The sequence below is a fragment of the Actinacidiphila paucisporea genome, from assembly GCF_900142575.1.
Classification (GTDB): Bacteria; Actinomycetota; Actinomycetes; order Streptomycetales; family Streptomycetaceae; genus Actinacidiphila; species Actinacidiphila paucisporea.
In genome coordinates this window covers 1-18,889 of sequence record NZ_FRBI01000041.1, presented here as the reverse complement: position 1 = coordinate 18,889, position 18,889 = coordinate 1, and the positions used below count along the sequence as shown (strand labels likewise).

17 protein-coding genes and 2 pseudogenes are annotated in these 18,889 nt (G+C 69.6%); 9 read left to right on the top strand and 10 right to left on the bottom strand.

Annotated features, from left to right (window positions below; genetic code table 11):
• The first annotated feature begins 111 nt into the window (after positions 1 to 111).
• Both BUE44_RS33580 and BUE44_RS33575 read left to right on the top strand, forming a co-directional pair.
• The gene (locus BUE44_RS33580) at positions 112 to 1,317 is read left to right on the top strand and encodes a ParA family protein (protein WP_073502838.1); all 1,206 of its coding nucleotides are present in this window, start codon (positions 112 to 114) and stop codon (positions 1,315 to 1,317) included.
• On the top strand, positions 1,314 to 2,228 hold the full coding sequence (locus tag BUE44_RS33575) for a ParB/RepB/Spo0J family partition protein (RefSeq protein ID WP_073502809.1): 915 nt from the start codon (positions 1,314 to 1,316) through the stop codon (positions 2,226 to 2,228). The genes BUE44_RS33580 and BUE44_RS33575 overlap by 4 nt, the downstream gene beginning before the upstream one ends.
• A 1,290-nt stretch (positions 2,229 to 3,518) precedes the next feature.
• On the opposite strand, the gene BUE44_RS33570 is transcribed toward BUE44_RS33575, so the two are convergent.
• The 5 genes from BUE44_RS33570 to BUE44_RS33550 form a co-directional block, all read right to left on the bottom strand.
• On the bottom strand, positions 3,519 to 4,208 hold the full coding sequence (locus tag BUE44_RS33570; protein ID WP_073502808.1) for a hypothetical protein: 690 nt from the start codon (positions 4,206 to 4,208) through the stop codon (positions 3,519 to 3,521).
• A gap of 74 nt (positions 4,209 to 4,282) precedes the next feature.
• The gene (locus tag BUE44_RS33565) at positions 4,283 to 6,310 is read right to left on the bottom strand and encodes a hypothetical protein (protein WP_073502807.1); all 2,028 of its coding nucleotides are present in this window, start codon (positions 6,308 to 6,310) and stop codon (positions 4,283 to 4,285) included.
• The gene (locus BUE44_RS33560; protein WP_235002721.1) at positions 6,307 to 7,155 is read right to left on the bottom strand and encodes a hypothetical protein; all 849 of its coding nucleotides are present in this window, start codon (positions 7,153 to 7,155) and stop codon (positions 6,307 to 6,309) included. Before BUE44_RS33560 ends, BUE44_RS33565 begins: the two co-directional genes overlap by 4 nt.
• Before the next feature lie 81 nt (positions 7,156 to 7,236).
• Complete coding sequence (locus BUE44_RS33555) at positions 7,237 to 7,896, bottom strand: Crp/Fnr family transcriptional regulator (protein WP_079190320.1); 660 nt, start codon at positions 7,894 to 7,896, stop codon at positions 7,237 to 7,239.
• Between the two features lie 39 nt (positions 7,897 to 7,935).
• Positions 7,936 to 8,454, bottom strand: coding sequence for a Pycsar system effector family protein (locus BUE44_RS33550; protein ID WP_073502806.1), 519 nt, complete (start codon positions 8,452 to 8,454; stop codon positions 7,936 to 7,938).
• 487 nt (positions 8,455 to 8,941) lie between these two features.
• On the opposite strand from BUE44_RS33550, the gene BUE44_RS33545 reads away from it, so the two are divergent.
• Both BUE44_RS33545 and BUE44_RS33540 read left to right on the top strand, forming a co-directional pair.
• The gene (locus BUE44_RS33545) at positions 8,942 to 9,187 is read left to right on the top strand and encodes a hypothetical protein (RefSeq protein ID WP_073502805.1); all 246 of its coding nucleotides are present in this window, start codon (positions 8,942 to 8,944) and stop codon (positions 9,185 to 9,187) included.
• 387 nt (positions 9,188 to 9,574) lie between these two features.
• Positions 9,575 to 11,164, top strand: coding sequence for an ISL3 family transposase (locus BUE44_RS33540; protein WP_073502804.1), 1,590 nt, complete (start codon positions 9,575 to 9,577; stop codon positions 11,162 to 11,164).
• 32 nt (positions 11,165 to 11,196) lie between these two features.
• On the opposite strand, the gene BUE44_RS33535 is transcribed toward BUE44_RS33540, so the two are convergent.
• The 3 genes and pseudogenes from BUE44_RS33535 to BUE44_RS33525 form a co-directional block, all read right to left on the bottom strand.
• The gene (locus BUE44_RS33535) at positions 11,197 to 11,838 is read right to left on the bottom strand and encodes a hypothetical protein (protein ID WP_143172646.1); all 642 of its coding nucleotides are present in this window, start codon (positions 11,836 to 11,838) and stop codon (positions 11,197 to 11,199) included.
• 220 nt (positions 11,839 to 12,058) lie between these two features.
• Positions 12,059 to 12,775, bottom strand: a pseudogene (locus BUE44_RS33530) (HNH endonuclease family protein).
• A gap of 205 nt (positions 12,776 to 12,980) precedes the next feature.
• Complete coding sequence (locus tag BUE44_RS33525) at positions 12,981 to 13,424, bottom strand: peptidase inhibitor family I36 protein (protein WP_073502802.1); 444 nt, start codon at positions 13,422 to 13,424, stop codon at positions 12,981 to 12,983.
• 264 nt (positions 13,425 to 13,688) lie between these two features.
• Here BUE44_RS33525 and BUE44_RS37260 point away from each other — a divergent pair, with 264 nt between their 5' ends.
• Positions 13,689 to 14,471 carry a hypothetical protein gene (locus BUE44_RS37260; protein WP_073502801.1) on the top strand — a complete coding sequence of 261 codons (783 nt, stop codon included), beginning with the start codon at positions 13,689 to 13,691 and terminating at the stop codon, positions 14,469 to 14,471.
• 20 nt (positions 14,472 to 14,491) lie between these two features.
• Here the strand turns inward: BUE44_RS37260 and BUE44_RS37665 are convergent, their stop codons facing one another.
• Entirely contained in the window at positions 14,492 to 14,650 is a 159-nt protein-coding gene (locus BUE44_RS37665; RefSeq protein ID WP_265737192.1) for a DUF6233 domain-containing protein, read from the bottom strand.
• A gap of 136 nt (positions 14,651 to 14,786) precedes the next feature.
• The gene (locus BUE44_RS33515; protein ID WP_235002720.1) at positions 14,787 to 15,311 is read right to left on the bottom strand and encodes a hypothetical protein; all 525 of its coding nucleotides are present in this window, start codon (positions 15,309 to 15,311) and stop codon (positions 14,787 to 14,789) included.
• 597 nt (positions 15,312 to 15,908) lie between these two features.
• On the opposite strand from BUE44_RS33515, the gene BUE44_RS39680 reads away from it, so the two are divergent.
• From BUE44_RS39680 to BUE44_RS33495, 4 genes and pseudogenes are all read left to right on the top strand, one after another.
• Positions 15,909 to 16,277 (top strand): hypothetical protein, encoded by a 369-nt coding sequence (locus BUE44_RS39680; RefSeq protein WP_322940990.1) that lies wholly within the window; start codon positions 15,909 to 15,911, stop codon positions 16,275 to 16,277.
• 175 nt (positions 16,278 to 16,452) lie between these two features.
• Positions 16,453 to 17,457 (top strand): MobF family relaxase, encoded by a 1,005-nt coding sequence (gene mobF / locus BUE44_RS33505; protein ID WP_107415929.1) that lies wholly within the window; start codon positions 16,453 to 16,455, stop codon positions 17,455 to 17,457.
• 12 nt (positions 17,458 to 17,469) lie between these two features.
• A pseudogene (gene tpg, locus BUE44_RS36880) lies at positions 17,470 to 17,700 on the top strand (telomere-protecting terminal protein Tpg); the annotation flags it as partial.
• Positions 17,701 to 18,419: 719 nt separating this feature from the next.
• Positions 18,420 to 18,889: DUF6531 domain-containing protein (locus tag BUE44_RS33495; protein ID WP_235002718.1), on the top strand; the 470-nt coding region annotated here is incomplete at its 3' end.

Here is an 18,889-nt window from a genome sequence, read left to right as displayed (position 1 = left end):
GGTAGGTGCTTACGGCGTAAGCGCTCCATCAGTAGGAGCTAACGCCAAGAAGAGTGAATGCCAAGGTCTGTCCGACTGGTTTCAGTCATCGGCGGCAGTATGCTGCCGCGCATGGCATCTCCGACCTCGGGAGGTGAGCGGGAGAAGCTCGTATCGAAGCTACCCGCTTCCCTCCGGCAAGCCCTCAAAGTCCGGGCGGCACAGCTCAGCACCGACCTACAAGACGCTGTCGCTGACGGCATCCAGGCGTGGCGCTCTCATCCGGAGCCGCTTCCCGCTCTCGATACGGCAGGAGCCGAGTCGTTCGGGACCTGGCTGCCGGAAGGCCTCTACGACGCCTTCAAACTGGACTGCGCCGACCGGGGCGTTTCCTACATCCAGGGTCTCGCCCAGGCCGTGGCCCTGTGGCTTGAGCAGAATCCGGCAGGCGACGAACCGACGCTCACGCGGCGCATGATCGTCTGCAACCAGAAAGGCGGTGTCGGGAAGACCGCCGTCGCCGCTGGCCTCGCCCAGGCCCTCGCGGAAGATCCCCATGCACTGTCAGGCAGGACGAGCGATTCCTCCGCGCTCGTCCCCGCTGTCGCACGACTCGGGCTTCGCGTCCTCTTGGTCGACTACGACCCGCAAGGGCACCTCTCCCACCAGCTGGGACTCAAGGCCATTCCCGCCGGCGCGGAAAGCCTCATCACCCACATGATCAACAGGGAGCAGGCGCGAACCCCTCTGCTTGACCTCACTGTCGTCATAGACGAAGAGCGCTTCGGCGACCGGCTACGCATCCTGCCCGCAGCATTCGACGCCTTCCTGCTCGACTCCGGTCTCACCATGTTTCGCGGCCCGCGACACGCAGCGCTCGAACGGGCCTTGGCACCGTTGGAAGAGCACTTCGACGCCATCGTCATCGACTCGCCGCCCAGCCTCGGACTGGCTATGGACGCCGCCATCTTCTACGGCCGCCGCCGTGACGGTGAACGGCCCGGCTCCTCCGGCCTGGTCATCCCCGTCGAAGCCGAGGACACCTCCGCGCAGGCTTACGGCATGCTCATCAACCAAGTCGCATCCCTCACCAGCGACTACGACATCGAGGTTGAGCAACTCGGACTAGTGGTCAACAAGTACGACTCGCGCCGCGGCTACATCGCCACATCCTCCCTGGACAAGTGGAAGAGCATCGGCACACCCCCTGTCCTCGCAGTCATTGGCGACCTCAAGGAACAACGCGAAGCCGTGCGGGTCCAACGCGCGCTCCTTGCCTACGCACCCGACTCCGACCAGGCCCACCACATGCGAGAGATCGCCCGGAGACTGACATGAAGAAATCCGACGCTCTCGGCGGATCCGCCACCTTCGACGCAGTAGCCCAGCCGATGAGCAGCCGCGCTGCCAGTTTCGCTGCCTTCGCCGGACAGGCCAGCACACAGCCTTCAAACCCCACAACAGCTCACAACGAAACCCCCCGAGTCCCAATCGACCGCTTGGCGCACAACCCCTACAACCCCCGCGCCACCCTTGCCGCCATAGAGGAGATGGCCGACAGCCTCACGGGAAAGGGCATCATCCAGCCCATCACCGTCGTCACCCGGGACGCATTTCTCTCGGCTCACCCCGAGCACGCCTCAGACCTCGCGGCCGCGGACTACGTCGTCGTCGACGGCAACCGGCGGCTCGCCGGCGCGAAACTCGCAGGCCTCGATGACCTTCCCATCCACGTCGACGACTCCCTCGCTCAAGACGCGGACACCCTTCTGGAGACCGCGCTCACCGCGGCCGTCCAGCACGAGGACCTCGAACCCCTCGACGAAGCACGCGCCCTGCAGCGCCTGGTGGAAGTGCACGGCTCTCAGCGAGCAGTTGCCCGATCACTCGGCAAGTCCAGCGGATGGGTCACCCAAAGACTCGCTCTTCTCAACCTCACTCCTGAACTCAAGCAGGCCGTCTCGGAGAAGGCGGTCCCCCTCGATGTTGCTCGCGCTGTCGGACAGCTACCGGAACAGCAGCAGCACAAAGCGGCCGAACAGGCACTGGAGCAGCGCGCCGCCAAGAAGCGCGAACGAACGACGAAGGCGAAGCAACCCGCCTCACTCCACGGGACAGCTGACGCGGCAGAGAAGCAGGCCGCACCCGGCGCGCCCGATACCGACGACCTGCAGGCCTTGGCGCAGGAACTCCGCAACCGGCTGACGGCGGGACAAGTAGCGGAGCTGATCGAGCTGCTCAAGGCGTGATCCCAGGGTGCTTACGCCGTAAGCACCCCATCGCCCAAACCCACGGCAGAATTCCGGGACGGTGGCCTTTTGGAGCCGTTCGCCTGCTGGAGTGCGGTCCGGATGCTCCGTGGGCAGCCACGGTGTCTGCTGTCGACGTTTGGCCGTCGCGGAAGCTGGGTGCGGCGAAGCTTTGGTACACCCCGCGCCACGTCAACCGGCTCGCCAACGCCTCATCCCGCTGTACGGGAACGGGACGGTCCGAGAAGTCTTCGGGCCGTCCCTTCCGTCTGCCGGGACCTGGTGCCGGCCGTGCCCTTCTGCCTGCCCGGGGCGGGGTGTGGTGGCTGGGTGACGATGCCAATTGCGCGTGTGTCGTCGGGGTCGGCGTACTGGTACTACCTGAAGTGTGTGGCGGTGGGCGACCGTGGCCAGGACCGCTGCAGGGGGCGGCTGCCGGTTGGCCAGGTGCTGGCGGGGGAGTGGATTGAGCTCGGCGCGCCGCTATTGGGGCTGACCGGCACGGTGACCGAGGCGGAGATGAAGGCGCTGTTCGACAGGGCGTGCACCCACATCCCGAGCTGCTGGCCCCCTGCGTCCCGGCTGGAGGCGCCGCTGACGCGGGTCGGACGGAAGTACATCCGCCCGGCCTACGAGGCCGACCAGGATCAGTACCGGGGAGCCGGAGGACTTCGTGCCGGACGACGACGGGGGCACGGCGGCGTCGGCGCGGCGGTGGGCGGGGTCTGGGCACTGTGCTCTATCTGGTGCCGCGGCCGCCGGCGCCGGTGTCGCGCTGGAGGACGAAGCGGTCGTGGCTTACTCGGGCTCGGCGGCATCGAGGCACCTTGCCGATCGAGATCGTTCTTACGAGATCCGCAGCTCAATTCGTTCGGGAACGATCAGTGAGGGTGTTCGCGGGTTCGTGACCAATGTGTGGCGTCGCATGCTGTTGGTCGGGAGGGAATGGCGGGCGGCCCCAGTCCAGGACGTGGAGGCCTGTGCTGTGGATGAGACCGGCATCGAGTTGGAGGAGCTGGATGGGGGAGTGCCCTCGTCTGCGCAGCCACCTGAGGCGGCGTTGTTGTTCGGCTTGGCTCAGTGCGTGCCAGTGGTCGTAGTGGATGCCAGGGGCAGCGCCGGGGTTCTCTCGGGCCCAGGCACGCACGAGGAGGGTTTCGGCTGGTGCGCTGTACAGGGTGATCAGGGCCCAGGCGGTCTCGTACGACAGTGTCGGCCCGTGCCGGGCTATGAGTCGGCGGGTGCGCAGCTGACGCACGGGGGCCAGGAGCCAGCGTGCGGTCCGGAGTTTCATGCCGGCGTGCTCCCTGGGTCGTGAGGACGGTGTTGGAGGACGGCAGCCGTGGTCAGGTGGTGGTGGCCGAGGGCGGTGAGGGTTTGGACGAGGGCCTGGAGGAAGACCTCGCGCTGCTGCGGGGTGTGCAGGGCGGTGACGAGGCCGTCGGTCAGACGCCGGACGTCACCGCGCAGGTCGTCGTCTTGCGCCTCCTGCGGAGCAGGCAGACCCCCCAGCACCTCTGCCAGGCTGCCGAGGTCGTTGAAGCGGTCGGGGAACTGGGCCATCCACCACACGCGGCGTAGGTCGGGGTCAGCGAGCACCTGCTGCAACTGGGCCAGGCGGTGCAGCTCCTCACCGTGTTCGAGGTCTGCCGCTTGCTGACGGCGGTCATGTTCCTCGGCCAAGGCGCGGTCCGCTGCCGCGACGCTCAGCTCCGCCATGCCGCTGACCTCCAGCCCAGGCATGGCGCAACCGATCCGGGAAAGGCCCGAGTTGATGGCGTCGTGGGCCGCGGCGAGATCCAGAACGGAGTGCCGGCACAGGATTCCCGCGGCCTGTCGGCGTAGGTGCTCACGCGCCGGCAGCGCCAGATCTCCCTGGCGGCCCGTGTCATCGGGATGCGTCCACTGCCAGCTCCCGGTGATGCGGACGGTGAAGCGCACACTGCTGATGCAGCTGGCCATCCGCTCGTCGCTCAGCACGAGCGGATGAGCCGTGCTCCCACTTGCCGCATCGGCTGCGAGCTGGGACCGTCTGCTGCGCCGGCGTAGCAGACTCACGCCGTCACGGCGGCGCGCTCACCGCCGGGCCGCGCCATGCCACTGGCGCTGGCCGCGGAAGCCACGTCGGAGAGCAGCTGGGCGAGCAGCTGTGCGCGTCGGGCCCGTCCAAGGTCGGAGCTGTCGGGCGAGCCCACCAGCAGCCCGGAGGGGCCTTCCTGGCCCAGATTGCCGCGCAGCACTTGCGCGGCCAGCGGCAGGACCTGGTCGTCCTGGAGCTGGGGCGAGTCCAGCCAGGACGCGAGATCCCGGTACGCCGCCTGGGCTGTCGTAGGCTCCTGCAGGGCGGCTCGCCAGCCGCGGACGAACAGCTGACCGGCCAGCACATCAGGAGCGTCGACGGCCTCTCTGGAGCGCTCCTGGTTCGTGGGCAGCGGCAGGAGAATGTCGCTGGTGATGTCGGTCAGGGCCAGAAAGGTTGCCGCTCCGGCCTTACGGATGGTGCTGCTGTCGGATTCGGCCCACTGCACGATCTCCGACAGCACCAGGATGCGTTGCTCGGGAGTGCTCACCAGTGTGCGCACCGCGTCGGCGACGGCGTCCCCGGCCCGGTCGCCATCGCGGGACGCCAGCAACCGCAGCCTGGTCAGGGCGACCCGGGGGTACCGCTGGCCCAGCTCGCCCGCGCAGACCGCAGCGATCGCGGCGATCAGCTTTTCACTGGTTGTCCTCTGGTAGGCCCAGCCGTACAACTGCTTGCGTACACCGACGCCGACGACCGGATCGAGCGCCATGGTCTCCACGATGCTGATCGCCAGCTGACGGTGCGCCCCACTGCTGGTCTCAATCCACCCCCTGGCCACCTCCAGCACGGTCGAGCCGCCGGGCAGCAACGACAGTGGCACCAGGCGGTCGGCGACGCGCTGCAGATGACGGTCGGCGATCTTATTGGGTGCGCTGATCTGGGAGGCCCACTCCAGCAGCACGGGCCGCAGCTGAGGCCGTTGCCGCCACACGTACTTCAGCGCAGCCCCGGCAAGACCCCGCTGCTTCTTCTCCAAGGAGATGCCCTCGTCATCCGTCTGCGAGGCGCAGATCTCGTGCAGCCGCTTGTCCAGGTCACGGCCAGACAGCGCACCTCCACGCGGCAGCTCACCACCGACTTGCGTGAACAGCTGGTCCGCGGCCCCCAGCACGACGGCGGCCGGAGCTCCATCCAACAGGGCGGCCGCGATCAGCAACGCGCGCTCCTGCAGGTCAGCCGGCGCGGCGTGCTCCTCGAACCAGGTTTCCAGATGCTTCTGCCAGTCGGTGAACTGCTTGCCGACTTCGAACCGGCCGTCGTCCTCGGCCTCGGCAACGAGCCGGGCCAGCCGGGCACCATCGGACGCCGGCGCCTCAGGGGCGAGCAGATCGTTGAGCGGATCGCGGGTCAGCCAATCCACCCGGTCGGCAGCCAGGTACCGCAGATGAGCCTCGGCGACCTGTGCGGCCGAGGGACGCGCGAGGTGCACAGTCGGCACGGTCGCGAGGGCATTGGGATTCCAGCTGTTCGGGTCGGCCAGGATGACCAGAAAGGCGTCGGAGGCGTGGGCCTGCTTTTGATAATGGGCAAGTCCGGTGTAGAAGTCCTCCTGCAGAGCGCGGTAGCCCGTCAGGTCCAGAATGCAGGCGCGCCCCTGTGCGTGAGGGATCTGCTCGGTGCGCGGCTCCTCCCAGTCCAGGATCAGCCAGTCGATCTGCTTCCTGGGCACCCCCGCCTTGCGCAGCGCATGCAGCGCTGCCGTGCGCCGTCCCGTGCCGGCCTCGCCGCACAGCACCAGGACGTGGCCCTTGCCATAGGGGCGGCCGAGCATACTGACGGCCTGCGCCACCTGGCCGGATCCTTGCGGCCCGCGAGGATCAACGAACGCGTGTTCCACGAGGTCTAGTTCGTCGTCGTCGACACTGACGCTGCGCAGGTACTGCCAGCCCCGGACGTATTGGTGGTGCACCGTGTAGTCGCGGCCGACCTGCGTCACCTGCGCCTGGCCGGACGCTTCGATCTGCTGCTGTACCGCTACGGTGTCCTCGGCATCGATCATGACTGCTCCTTGCCGGGGATGTAGTCGCGGCCGACCTGGATCAGCCGGGCCTTGCCGCTGGCCTTGCCCTTCTGCCGTACGGTGCGGCTGTCTCCGCTCGCGGTGGTGCCCTTTGTGCTGTGCTGAGCTGCCTGGCTGGGGCGGCCGTCAGGTACGAGGCCGCTGTCCTGTGTCAGATAGCGGGCGAGGACCGAAGGGACCAACCCAGGGACGAACAGCCAGCAGGTCTGCTCGAAGTCCGGCTTGTCCGCGACGCGGGCGGTAGCCCGGTGGAAGTGTTGCTCCCTAAGAGCAGACGTGCGGCCCGCGGCGACCGTGCGGCCAAAGACGGTGTCCGACACCACGGCAGCCAGCAGCACCCCGTGATCCACGGCGGCGGTCATAGCCCGGCGGGCCGCGTCGCTGTCGACGAGCCGGCAGGCGTCGTTGGCGGCGTCCCCCCGGTGCTTCGGCGGCGCCAGGGGACCGACGTGCACACTCGCCCGCAGCCGGATCGTTGGCGCACTGGCCAGCCGGGTCTGCTCGCGCCGCTCGAGTGCCTGAGCGAGATGAATGAGCAGTGGGTCGATCAGGCGGGCTGCGTGCCGGGCCGGCAGCACGAAGATGGCACCGTCTCCGCGGTCCGCGCCGAGCAGCGTTGTGTCGTCGATCCCGCACTGAGCGAAGACCGTCGTCAGCATGCTGTCCAGATCGGCCCGCGCGGGCGCCATCTTCGCTTCGGGGAGCTTGCTGTACTCCTTCATGTCAACGGTCAACAGAGCGTGTTCCGGCGGCACATCCGCGACGTCGGACGGGACGAGAGAGGGCATGGGGCAGCAAGCCTTTCCATCGAATTGCGGGGTCACCCGAGTGGGTGTGCTGCCTCATGCTGGACGCACCCGAACGACGGCGGTGCCCAGTGCTGGGCACCGCGCCGGTGCGGTCGGTCACGTCTGGGCGTGGGCGTGTGACTGGATCGAGGTGATGTCGCGGATGACAAGTCCGCCGGCGGCCTCCGTGGTAAGCCATCCGCGTTCGCGCCAGGGCTTCAAAGCCGTACCCACAGCGTTACGGGACGCACCGATCAGCTGTGACAGCTCCAGTTGGGTCAGCCGTACGATATATTCCGCGCTGCCCGCTGACGCGGCCTGGAGCAAGCGTCCAAGCGCCGAGGCCAGGCGCACCGGCACGGCCGAAGTGGCCATTTCCAGGCGTACGGTCTCCGCTTCACGTACACGCGCGATGGCGTGACGCAGCAGCGCAGCCTGCAGATCGTGGCGGTCGACGAAGGCCAAGAAGTCAGAGGCAGGAATGATGTGTACCCGGCAGTCCTCCGCGGCGATGACCGAGGCAGTGCGTGGCTGAGCGTCCAGAACCGCAAGCTCCCCCAGCAGCTCACCTGCGCCGCGTACCGCCAGCAGCGTCCGTTCGCCATGTGATCCGGTGAGCGTGATCAAGGTCGATCCAGAGACCAGCAGGATGACGTGGGTGCCCGGATCCCCCTGCCGTAACAGCACGCTCCTGGCCGGGCGCACGCGGACCGGAGCCAGCTGACGCAACTGCGCCCACAGACCAGCGCCGATAACCGAGACATGCGGCTGATACATACACCCCCCGAGTGTGGTGCCCGTCACGCCACGATGTTCTCAACGGGTGATGTATACGCTCAATAGGCCGATTCCAGCCACTCCTAGGGCAGTTGCCGTAAGATCGACTGCCCACTTCACCGCACGGAACTTCCGCTGCGCCAGGCCGGAGTACAACGCCAGTCGCTCCGCCTCCACCCGCGCACGCTCACTGGAGTTCGTCACTCCGAACGCGGCCAAGGTATGGCCGGGCCGCTCCTCTTCTTGACCAGCACCCGCGAAGCTCCTGAACTCACCGCCACGCGGCACGACTGGGCGGATTGCAGACAAGGCCGTGACGAGCGCCGCTCCCAGTAGGACCGCGGCACACGCCAGAACCGCGACCGCCACCCAACCAGACCTCGCCACACTCGACAGAGCAGCGGCACCCACCGCGAGCAGGCCGCCGGCCACGCCGCACAACGTCGTTGCCTTCGTATCTGCCCGCTGTACTTCCACGAACATCGCCGCGGCTGCATCCCCGAGCTGCCTATGATCCGGGAAGGCGGCTGGAGTGAAGTGCTCCACGGTGTCAGGCACGTTGTCCTCCTACGAATCTCGGCTTTGTATCGCCGTTGCGTGCTTCCCACCGTGCAGGAACCACGTCAGTCCCGGGGCCCACCACAGGGCATCACCGGTGCCGAACCCGTCACAGCTGCACAGCATCGGGCCCCAGCCACAACGCGGCAGCCTCTCAGGTGCCGTGATCCCGAGGACCCTTGGACGGTCGCGGGTCCGCTCTGCGCGACCTCCGCAGCGCGCGATGTCCTGCCGGCTGCTCTCAGCCGATGCGGCTACGAGGCGACGGCGCAGCACGCTCCCGCTGCGGAGCAGTCCAGCGTCGGGGTCCCGTCCTACGGGGCGGTCCGAGAAGTCTTCGGGCCGTTCCTTCCGTCTGCCGGGATCTGGTGCCGGCCGCACCGTTCTGCCCGGCCCAGGGCGGGGTGTGGTGGCGGGGTGACGATGTCGATAGCGTGTGTCGCCGGGTCGGCGTACCCGTACTGCTTCACGAGCGTGACTGTGGGCGATGGCGGCCCGGGACCGCCGCGGGGCGCCGCTGCCGGTGGGCCAGGAGCTGGCGGGGGAGTGGACCGGGCGCGGGGCGCGGCTGCTGGGGCTGTCCGGGGTGGTGACGGAGGCGGAGGGGAAGGCGCTGTTTGGGTGGGGTCTGCACCCGCACCCGGAGCTGTGGGTTCCGGGCGTCCCGGCCGGGGAGGCGCCGGCGGTGCGGCTGGGGCGGAGGTTCATCCGCCCGACCTACGCGGACGACTAGGAGCAGGGGCCGGGGAGTCGGAAGTCGTCGTGCTGGACGAGGACGGCAAGGTGTCGCCGGCCAGGCGTCGGATGCTGCCGGGCCCGGTGGCGGCGTTCGATCTGGTGCCGCGGCCGCCGGCGACCCTGTCGCTGCTATGGGCGCTGGGGGACGATGCGACTCGGGCCGCGATCGAGGCCGGCCACGACGTCGCGGTCGTGTACGTGCTCACGCGGCTGGAGGACGCGGACGTGCTGGAGGACCAATTGGCTTTGTTCACGAGAACGGGTTCTGGTCCAACTTCTGTAGTGTGGCTACTCCCTGTGACTGACGGCCTTGCTGGTGGGTCTCGCGAGATCGTCCGGAAACTGCCGGTGCCGACCTCGTTCGGGCTGATGGTTCTGGGCTGTGCGCGAGGTACTGCTCCGATTGGAAGAGCTGCTCTTCCTGACGGATCCGGGGATCAGGGTGGAGTCGGTCCAGGACGATGGCGAGGTGATCCGAGTCGGTGTCAGATGCCGGACGGCTGGGGCTCGGTGCCCGGGCTGCGGGAGCTGGTCGGGGCAGTTACACGGCTCTTACCTGCGGTTTCCTGCTGACCTCCCCGTGGCCGGACGGCGGGTGGTGCTGCGACTTCGCGTCCGGCGCTTCACGTGCGAAGACGTCTCCTGCGGACGGCGGACGTTCGTTGAGCAGGTTGCGGGTCTGACCCGGCGGTACAGCCAACGGACCGAACGACTCCGATCGGTGCTGGCTGAGGTCGGCCTCGCCCTGGCTGGTCGCGCCGGTGCCCGGCTGGCCGACGTCCTCGGCGCGAAGGCCAGCCGGAACACGGTCCTGCGGCTGGTCGACGCCCTCCCGGAGCCCCAGCTGCAGGTCCCGCGTGTGGTCGGCGTCGACGAGTACGCGATGCGCAAGGGTCGTGTCTACGGGACCGTGCTGGTCGACGTCGAGACCCGCAGGCCGGTGGACCTGCTGCCGGATCGCGAGGCAGGCACTGTTGCGGCCTGGCTGGCCGAGCGCCCAGGGATCGAGGTCGTCTGCCGCGATCGCCCCCCGTTCTTCGCCGAGGGCGCCAGAATTGGGGCACCCACCGCGGTCCAGGTCGCCGACCGGTTCCACCTCTGGCGCAACCTCGGCGAAGCGGCCGAGCGGTGCGTCTCCCGCCACCGCTCGTGCCTCCGCGCAACCTTCGCCGAGTCGGTGCCGGAGAAAGCTCCGGCACTGTCCGAGAGCGGGTCGCCGTGGCCCACCGGGCACCGGTTCGCTGACCGCACCCGCGCCAAGCACGCCACCGTCCACGCACTACTGGCCGCCGGCCACAGCCGACGCTCCATCCAGCGCCAGCTCGGCATGACCTACCGCACCGTCCAGCAGCTGGCCGACGCCACGAAGCCGGAAGACCTGTTCCAGGGGCAGTGGCAGAACCGCAGGACCAAGCTCGACGACTTCAAGGCCCACTTGCACGAGCGATGGGCCGAAGGCTGCACGAACGCCTGGACCCTCTGGGAAGAGACCAACGCACACGGCTACACGGGCGGCTACGGACCCGTCCGCGCCTACCTCCGGCCGTTCCGGACATCCCCGACCGCGCCGGCGGCCCGTCCGCCGTCCCCCCGCACGGTCACCGGCTGGATCCTGACCCACCCCGACACCCTTCAGGAGAGCGAACGCCTCAAGCTCAAGTCCGTCCTCGCCGACTGCCCCGAACTGGAGGCCCTCACCGGGCACGTCCGCGCGTTCGGGACGATGCTCACCCAACTCCAGGGCGACCAACTCCCGCTGTGGATCAAGGCAGTCCGCGCCGACAACCTGCCCAGCCTCCAGGCTTTCGTCAACGGCCTCGAACGCGATCTCGCCGCCGTCACCGCCGGCCTCACACTGCCCTGGAGCTCCGGCGTCGTCGAAGGCCACGTCAACCGGATCAAAATGATCAAGCGCCAGATGTACGGCCGGGCCGGCTTCGACCTGCTGCGGAAGCGAGTCCTGCTGGCCTGACCGCAGCTCTGTTGCCCAACGAGCGGGTGCATTCAGCTGATCACGAGTGGCACAGGATCCAGGCCCAGCTTGCTCCGGCATGAGTCGACGGCCCGGGCGACCCAGGCAGTCACGGCGTCGGGATCTGGCGCCATCGCGTGAAGCTCACCTGCCTTCCCCTGGGCTTCGACCATCCACGGGGCCAGCGGGTCCTCTCGAAGGACCCGCTCGAAGTGATCGCGGGCCGTGTCCGGATCCCCGACCAGGGCGGCCGCGATCCCGGCGTCGAAGCAGTCCCAGAGGAATCCCCGCCGTACCGGCCTGGACGTCAGGTATCGGGCGACGTCCGGCAGAGCCGAGAACTTCTCCCTCAACACGGTCACGTTCGCAGCCGCCTGTCGGCTGAGTTCGAGTGCCAGCGGCGTGAACCGATCCTCGGTGCGGAACGGCTCGGAGCCGACCCGGACTGCGTCCACGTGGAAGGCCAGGTGGTCCACGTCGTGCCACAGCCACATCGCACCGACGTGCAGACCACTGCCGGCAGTCCGTGGTGGGGTGAACTCCACAACCCCCAGCCACCACCCGTGATCATCAATCCACAGCCGCGACCGCCCACGCTGGGCCAGGCCGAGCGGCTCCAGAGACTCCCGCGCCGCCGAGGTGATGATCCGGAGAACCGGACTGCGATCTGCCATGACCGGCATTATCGACCGTCCTACCGACGCCCCCGTCGGTACTGCGCGTCACCGTTCCACAGAAGTTGGACCAGAACCGGAACTCGTGAACAAAACCAACCAATCGTGGGTGCTCGCTCCCGGCCATCTCGATACCCTCGCCACTCATAGTGCCCTCGCCCACTGGAGACGTCGGAGCGACGAGGGTGGGGGGACACCGGACTGACCGCGCCTCGCCGACTCACTGAGCCGTGGTGACGGTGATGGGGGAGTTGGGGCAGTCGGCGAGGTCCTGCTCGAGGGCGGTCTGCTCGGCTACGTCGATGCTCAGGCCCCAGCGGGTCTTGTCTGCGATCCAGTCGGTGACGTAGGCGCACTGGTAGCCGGCCGCCGGCGGCAGCCAGGTGCTGGGGTCCTGGTCGGCCTTGGAGCGGTTGGACCTGGCGGAGACCGCGATCAGGTCGCGCGGGTCGCCGAGGTCGTTGGCGTAGGCCGCCCGCTCCTTCGCCGTCCACGTCGACGCGCCGGAGTCCCAAGCCTCGGCCAATGGGACCAGGTGGTCGATGTCGAGCTTGCCCGGATCGGTGAAGTAGGTGTCGTCATACGCGCTGTACCACTCACCGCCGGTCAGGACGCAGCCTGGGCCCTGCGCGGGTGCGATGACGGCTTCGGCCTTGAGGACCTCCTTGCGGGTGTCGCAGCCGTCGCCGTCGGCGTCGATCCAGTGGCGGAAGGCGGTGCGCTAGTAGCCGGTGCGGTCCTCTGCGGCGACGGGCAGCTGCGCGAGGGCATCGCGCACGGGCAGGGTGATGGTCTGCCCGGCGGCGCGCACCGCGCTCGGCGCAGCCGGTGCCACGGCGGCGGCGGCGGGAGAGAGGATGCCGGCGCAGGCGGCCAGGGCGACGGACAGCGCGGTAGCGGCAACGCCGCGGCGCAGCACACGCAGGGACGTAGTCATGCTCGCCAGGTCTACTCGCCGACAGTGCTCGCTCCTGGGACCGTCACCCTGACGTGGGCCACGCCGGGCTAGTGCTGACCGCAGGGACTCGCGCCGGCCTGCTCGGTGGGGCGTCTGCGCGGTGCGGTTCGGCGAGGTGCCGCCCGCGCAGCAGGCGGCCGCGGTCGCGCAACCGGGGGCCTTCTGCCGGCGATGCCGGGGGTGGTTACGCGCCGCAGAGGGTGTTGTTGTTCTTCAGCGAGTGGGTGGTGTCGTTCATGCCGTAGGAGCGCAGGTCGCTGATGGTCCCGCCGTCGCGTGAGACGCAGACGTGGGCCCCGAAGTAGTTGTCCTTGGTGTAGACGCGGGCGGTGCGGTCGGAGTTGTTGATGATGGAGCTGCCGGCGCCGCGGATGTAGTCGGGCAGGTGCCGCACCGAGCCGTCGGTGGCGCGTTTGACGTAGGGCTGGCCGACGAAGTCGATGTCGGGGTAGATGCACACGAACCCGCGGGGGCACGCGATCTTGTCCTGGGCCGCGGTGGGGGAGAGCGTGGTGGCGGCGTGGGCGGGCGCCAGGCCGGTCAGCGTGGCGGCCAGGACGGTCGGGATCGTGGCGGCGAGCAGCGCGGCCGCACCAGGGGACCGTCGCCGAGTGCGCAAAAGGTTCATGGCGGGTTGCCTGTCCTGGCGGAACGGTTCGGCAATCCACCGGCAGCCGAAGTTCCCCCGGGCGGCCGCATCAGATGCCTCGCCACCATGAAGCTGCGCGGCCCAGTGGCCGGTCGGGCCGCCAGCGCGGGCGTCCCGGACAGTCGTCCTGGCTTCGCCGCCGCGCCCGCACTGACCACCCGCACATGCGCTGACCTGTGGCCGGGGCGCCCGCGGGGGCGCCGCCGGGTCGCCGTGCGCAGGCGTGGGGGTGAGGGTGTGGGTGTGGAGGTGCCTGACGAGCCGATGCTGGCCGCGCCTGTGGAGGATTGGGTGTTGCCGCCCGACGGCTCTGTGGCTGCCGAGCCGAAGTGGGACGGCTGGCGGGCGCTGGCCGGGCGGGGGGATGACGGTACGGCGGTGATCCGCTCACGCCGGGGTACGGATGTGGTGGCGGCGTTCCCGGAGATCGCCGCGGCGCTTGAAGTCCAGTTGCCGGCCGCCTCGGGGACGGCGCGGCCGCCGTTGAACCTGTGCCCGTCGACGGTGGAGGCGGCAACCGCGCGGTCGTGGCTGGACCAGTGGGCGCCGGACCATATCGAGGGCCTGGTCCTCAAGCCCGCGGCAGCTGCCTACCGGCCCGGCCGGCGCGGCGGCCGGGCCGGGTCGAGGAAGTGGCGGGTCCGCGATTCGCGCGAGGCTGTGGTCGGGGCGGTCACCGGGACACCGCACCGTCCGGGGACGGCGCTGCTGGGCCGGTGGGACGCCGAAGGGCGGCTGCGCTACCTCGGTCGTACCGCACCGCTGACGGCAGGCCAAGCGCGCGACCTTGCCGCAGAGCTGACGCCTGCCTTGCCCGGTCACCCGTGGGAGGGCCGGCGTTTCTCGGCAAGCTGGGGTTCACAGGACCCGCTGGCCGTTGTCCTCATGGAGCCCGGGGTGGTCGGGGAGGTCAGCGTGGATGTCTCCCGGGTCGCCGGAGGCGGGTGGCGGCACAGCGTCCGCTGGATCAGGCTCCGCCCGGACTTCGTCCCCGGGGGCCTGCCGCTGCACAGCGAGGAAGCCTGAGAGCCGGCCCGGGCAGTCACCTACGCCGCGGTGCGCAGCGGCCGGTCCGGGCGGCAGATGTCGCATGGTGCGGCGTCGTCGCGCATCAGGACGGCGCGGGCCTGCTCGGCGCTGGTGGGCAGGGCGAGGCCGAGGGCTGCGCGGCAGTCGCCGCGGTGCACGGTGCGGGCCGGGTCTATGTCGCCGGTGGACCGGGCGGCCGCGACCGCGCGCTGTACGAGCAGCTGGCGTCGGTGACCGCACCTGGTACTGCCCGGTTCAGCCAGGCCAACAGTGAGGGCCTGACTGAACCGGGCGGGACGACGCCGCTCTGGGTCAGCCGATGCCGGTGACCGATAGTGCGGTGGTCCAGTTGTTCTTGATGGCGGTGCGGGCTGCGGTCAGGGTGATGGTGCCCTTGCAGACGGCGTTCTTCAGCTTGGTCTCCACGCCGTCTTTGGTGGTGGAGTTCTTGGTGCCGGCGTGCGGCTCGGGCCACAGGTTGCCGGGGTCGCGGGGCGCGCCGCCGAGTTCGAGGGGGATCTGGTGGTCCTCTTCGTAGGAGGACAGGTTCTTGTCGGCGTAGCCGTAGTCGGCGATGCCCTGCGTTTTCAGTGCGTTGGTGTAGGAGGTGGGCGGGCGGACGGTGGCCGTCCAGCCGGACACACAGATGGTGGAGCCGATCGTGGACTGGGTGACGCTCGGGTTGTAGACACCGGGCGTGCAGGACGGGTCGGGCAGCGGCAGGTAGGACTGGGAGCAGCTCGCGGCGTGGGCGGTGCCGGTCGCGGCGGCGATGAGGCTGGCGGCTGCGAGCGCGGTGGCGCTGAGGCTGGCGGTGAGGCGGCGTGCAGGGCGCATCAGGGGTCTCCCGCGGGTCGTTGCCCAGCGTGGCGGCCGGGCTGCCTGACGGTATGACACCACCTGCGGGATCTATGCGGGTAGACCGCCTGCGTGAACATCCCGTGTCCAGGGCCTACGCTCACGTGCCGCTGCCGACTTCCCCTGGAACTCCCTTCTCTCCCGCTCTCGCAGTGGGAGAGGGGAGCGCCCAGTAGCGTGTGCGCTTCTTTCGCTGTGGCGCGGCTGGAGTGGCGCTCCGAGCAGTGGGGCAGCATGTCGGCGGGCCTATTGCCTCCGGTGAGGAGCTATCAGTTGCGTACCGCCGTCGGTCCTGCATCCGCTGTCGTGTTGGCGTCCCTGTTGCTAGCGGGCTGCAATTCCCACACCGTCGCTGGTGGGCCGCCCACGGGTCGGCCGGCGCCGCCGGCCGGGACGTCGGGCGCTTCGCGGGCGGGATCCGTTCCGCAGGCGGGACCTATCCCTCTGGGTCCCGGTCCGCAGGCCCACTACTCGGTGCAGCCTCAGCCTCCCGCGGGCACCTGCCACTACCGGACCACGGCTGGCGGTGAACCGCTTCCCGATTCCAAGTGCACGCCGGGTGCGCGGAATCCGGCGGTGACGCAGGCCACGATCCACTCGACGATCTGCAAGTCCGGCTACACCGCGACGATCCGGCCCCCGGCGTCCGTCACCGGTGCCGAGAAGAAGCTCAGCGAGAAGTCCTACGGGACCACGAGCAGCCCGAACGTCACCGAATATGATCACCTGCTGTCCCTTGAGGACGGCGGGGATCCCAACGACCCGAAAAATTTGTGGCCGGAGCCCCCGGACCCGGGTCACACCCACGGCATCAACAACGCCAAGGACCCGGTGGAGACGCGGTTGAAGCAGGCTGTGTGCTCGGGGAAGGTGACGCTGGCGGCGGCGCAGCAGGCCCTGGTGTCCGACTGGACGACGGCTCTGGCCCGGCTCGGTCTGAAGTAGCCGCACACCTGCCGCCGCGTAGGACTCAGCGGCTCAGACGTCGACACAGGGAGCTTTGGGCAGGCCGCGTAGTCGAGTCGTGGTTCCGTCCTACGGGACTGTCCCGAAAAATTTCGGGCCGTCCCTTCCGTCTGCCGGGACCTGGTGCAGGCCGCGCTGTTGTGGCTGGGTGACGATGTCGATAGCGCGTGTGTCGCCGGGTTCGGCGTACCGGTACTACGTCAAGAGCGTGGCGGTGGGCGATGGCGGCCGGGACCGCCGTACGGTGCCGCTGCCGGTCGGCCAAGAGGCGGCCGGGGTGCCGGCGGGGGAGTGGACCGGACGCGGGGCGCCGCTCCTGGGACTGTCCGGGGTGGTGACCGAGGCGGAGATGGAGGCGCTGTTCGGGCAGGGCCTGCACCCGCACCCGGAACTCCTGGACCCCGGCGTCCCGGCAGGGAAGGTTCCGGCGGTGCGGCTGGGGCGGGCGTTCATCCGCCCGACGTACGACGACGACCAGGAGCCGGAAGCGGTGGTGCCGGACGACGACGGCAAAGTGCGGCCGGGGCGGCGGCGGGGGCCGGTGGCGGTGTTCGATCTGGTGCCGCGGCCGCCGGTGTCGGTGTCGCTGCTGCGGGCGCTGGGGGACGATGCGACTGTCGCGGTGATCGACGCCAGTCACGATGTCGCGGTCGCGGACGTGCTGGCGTGGCTGGAGGGCGAAGCGGTCGTGGTGTACTCCGGGCCGGGCGGCATCCGGTGGGAGCGGCCGGTGGGCGGTCTGGTCGTCGCCCGGTTCCGGCACCACGATTCCCGGCACCGGATGCCGCTGCTGCACGACCACCTGGTGGTGTCGGTGAAGGTGCTGCGCGCCGATGGCAAGTGGGGCCACCTCGACTCGCGGCGGCTGTACGCGCATGTGGTGGCGGCTGGCGCGCTGTACAACCAGCGGGTGCTGGAAGAGGTTTGCGCGAGGTTGGGGCTGGCGACCGAGCCGCGCACGCCCACGCAGGGCCTGCGGCCGGTCATGGAGATCGCGGGGGTGCCGCCGGAGTTGATCGACTGGACGGCCACCCGGCAGCGCGACACCGCCGTACTGCTGGAGCAGGCGGAAGCGGAGTACACCGCCGACCATGGCTACCCGCCGACCGCGCGGGTGCGCAGCCGGCTGATGAAGCGAAGAAGACGCCGCTGCCGCTGAGCGAGCTGCGGCGCCGCTGGCGGGCCGACGGACGACGGGCGGATGCGGCGGATCACCCAGCACCTGCCACCGGCCTACGCGGGCCGGTTGTTCGACGCGCAGGCCGCCGGCGCCACCGAGCAGCAGCTCCAGCGCATCGCGGCGGAGGGTTGGCAGGAGATCTACTTCAAAGACCGCGGCCGCCGCGCGGCCGACCTGGAGGTGGAGTTCACCGATATCGACTACATCGAGCTGGACTTCTAGCAGCCGCACGGCGGGTCGGCCAGCACTCAAGGGGGGCGGGCCGTCGGCATCATCTCCCTCCAGGAAGCGCACTGCCTGTGTCAGGGGGCGCTGTGCGTGGGCGGGTACTGCCGTGGCCGTGCCGGGGCGGGGGCGGGGGCGGACGGAGTCTTTGGTTCCTGGGGCGGTTTTGGGTCGCATGGTTGCCCCGGTGGTGGCCAGCAGATTTTGCGGTCCGCTGACCGTGCGGCTGTTCGCCGGTCTTGGTAGGGCGGCAAACGGAGGGGACGCCTCTGGCGGGATCTTGCCGACATGGCATGCGCATTCGGGGGAAACGGCCTCGCGTTTCGTGGTGGCGAGGTGACAGGTTGTGGGCCTTCCGGGGCCATTGGGGCTGCCGGGATCTCTTTCCTGGGGGGAAGATGACCAACTTGCAGGGGCCGCTTTCGCGTGCCCGCCACCGCTTACGCATGACCGTCGCCGCGGCTGGGACGGTGCTTGCTGTCGCTGCGGCCGGGGTGCCACTAGGCGCCGGTGTCGCCGCCGCTGCGCCGGACCCGGCCGGTTCGGCTTGGGGCCGGCACGCTGTGGCGAAGGTGTCGCCGGTGGAGGTGGGCAGGAACCGGCCGGTGGCCTCGGTGACCACCGTCACCACATCTACGGTAAGGCCGCGCGCTTCAGCGGGGGCGTCGGCGGACGGCGTGTCGCCACTGGTGGCGCCGCCGACCGGTCAGGGGCAGGTGCCCTGGCATCAGTTCTCCGACACCCGGCTGACCGACGCCCTGGTGGGCCGGGTGGACCTGTCCAGTGGGGACTTCCTGCTGGCGGGTACCGACTTCGACATCGCGGGGGCCGGCGACCGGTTGCAGCTGGCCCAGACCTACAGCTCGTTCACGGGCGTCGGGGGTACCGTCGGGGACCGGTGGTGGTTGACCTACGACCGCCGCCTGCAGGTCTCGGGCTCGGACGTGTACCTGGTCGACTCCACCGGCGCGACGGTGCACTTCACCGCCGGCTCCGGGTCGGCGTATGTCACCCCGGCCGGGTACTCGCAGGACCTGGTCAAGAACGGCGACGGCACGTACACGATCACGGACCGCAAAACCGGCAGCAAGGACGCCTACACCTCCGCCGGGGTCCTGGCGAAGGTCACCGACCACAACGGCGCCACGATCACCGTCACGCAGCATTCCGGCGGCGGGTACAAGCT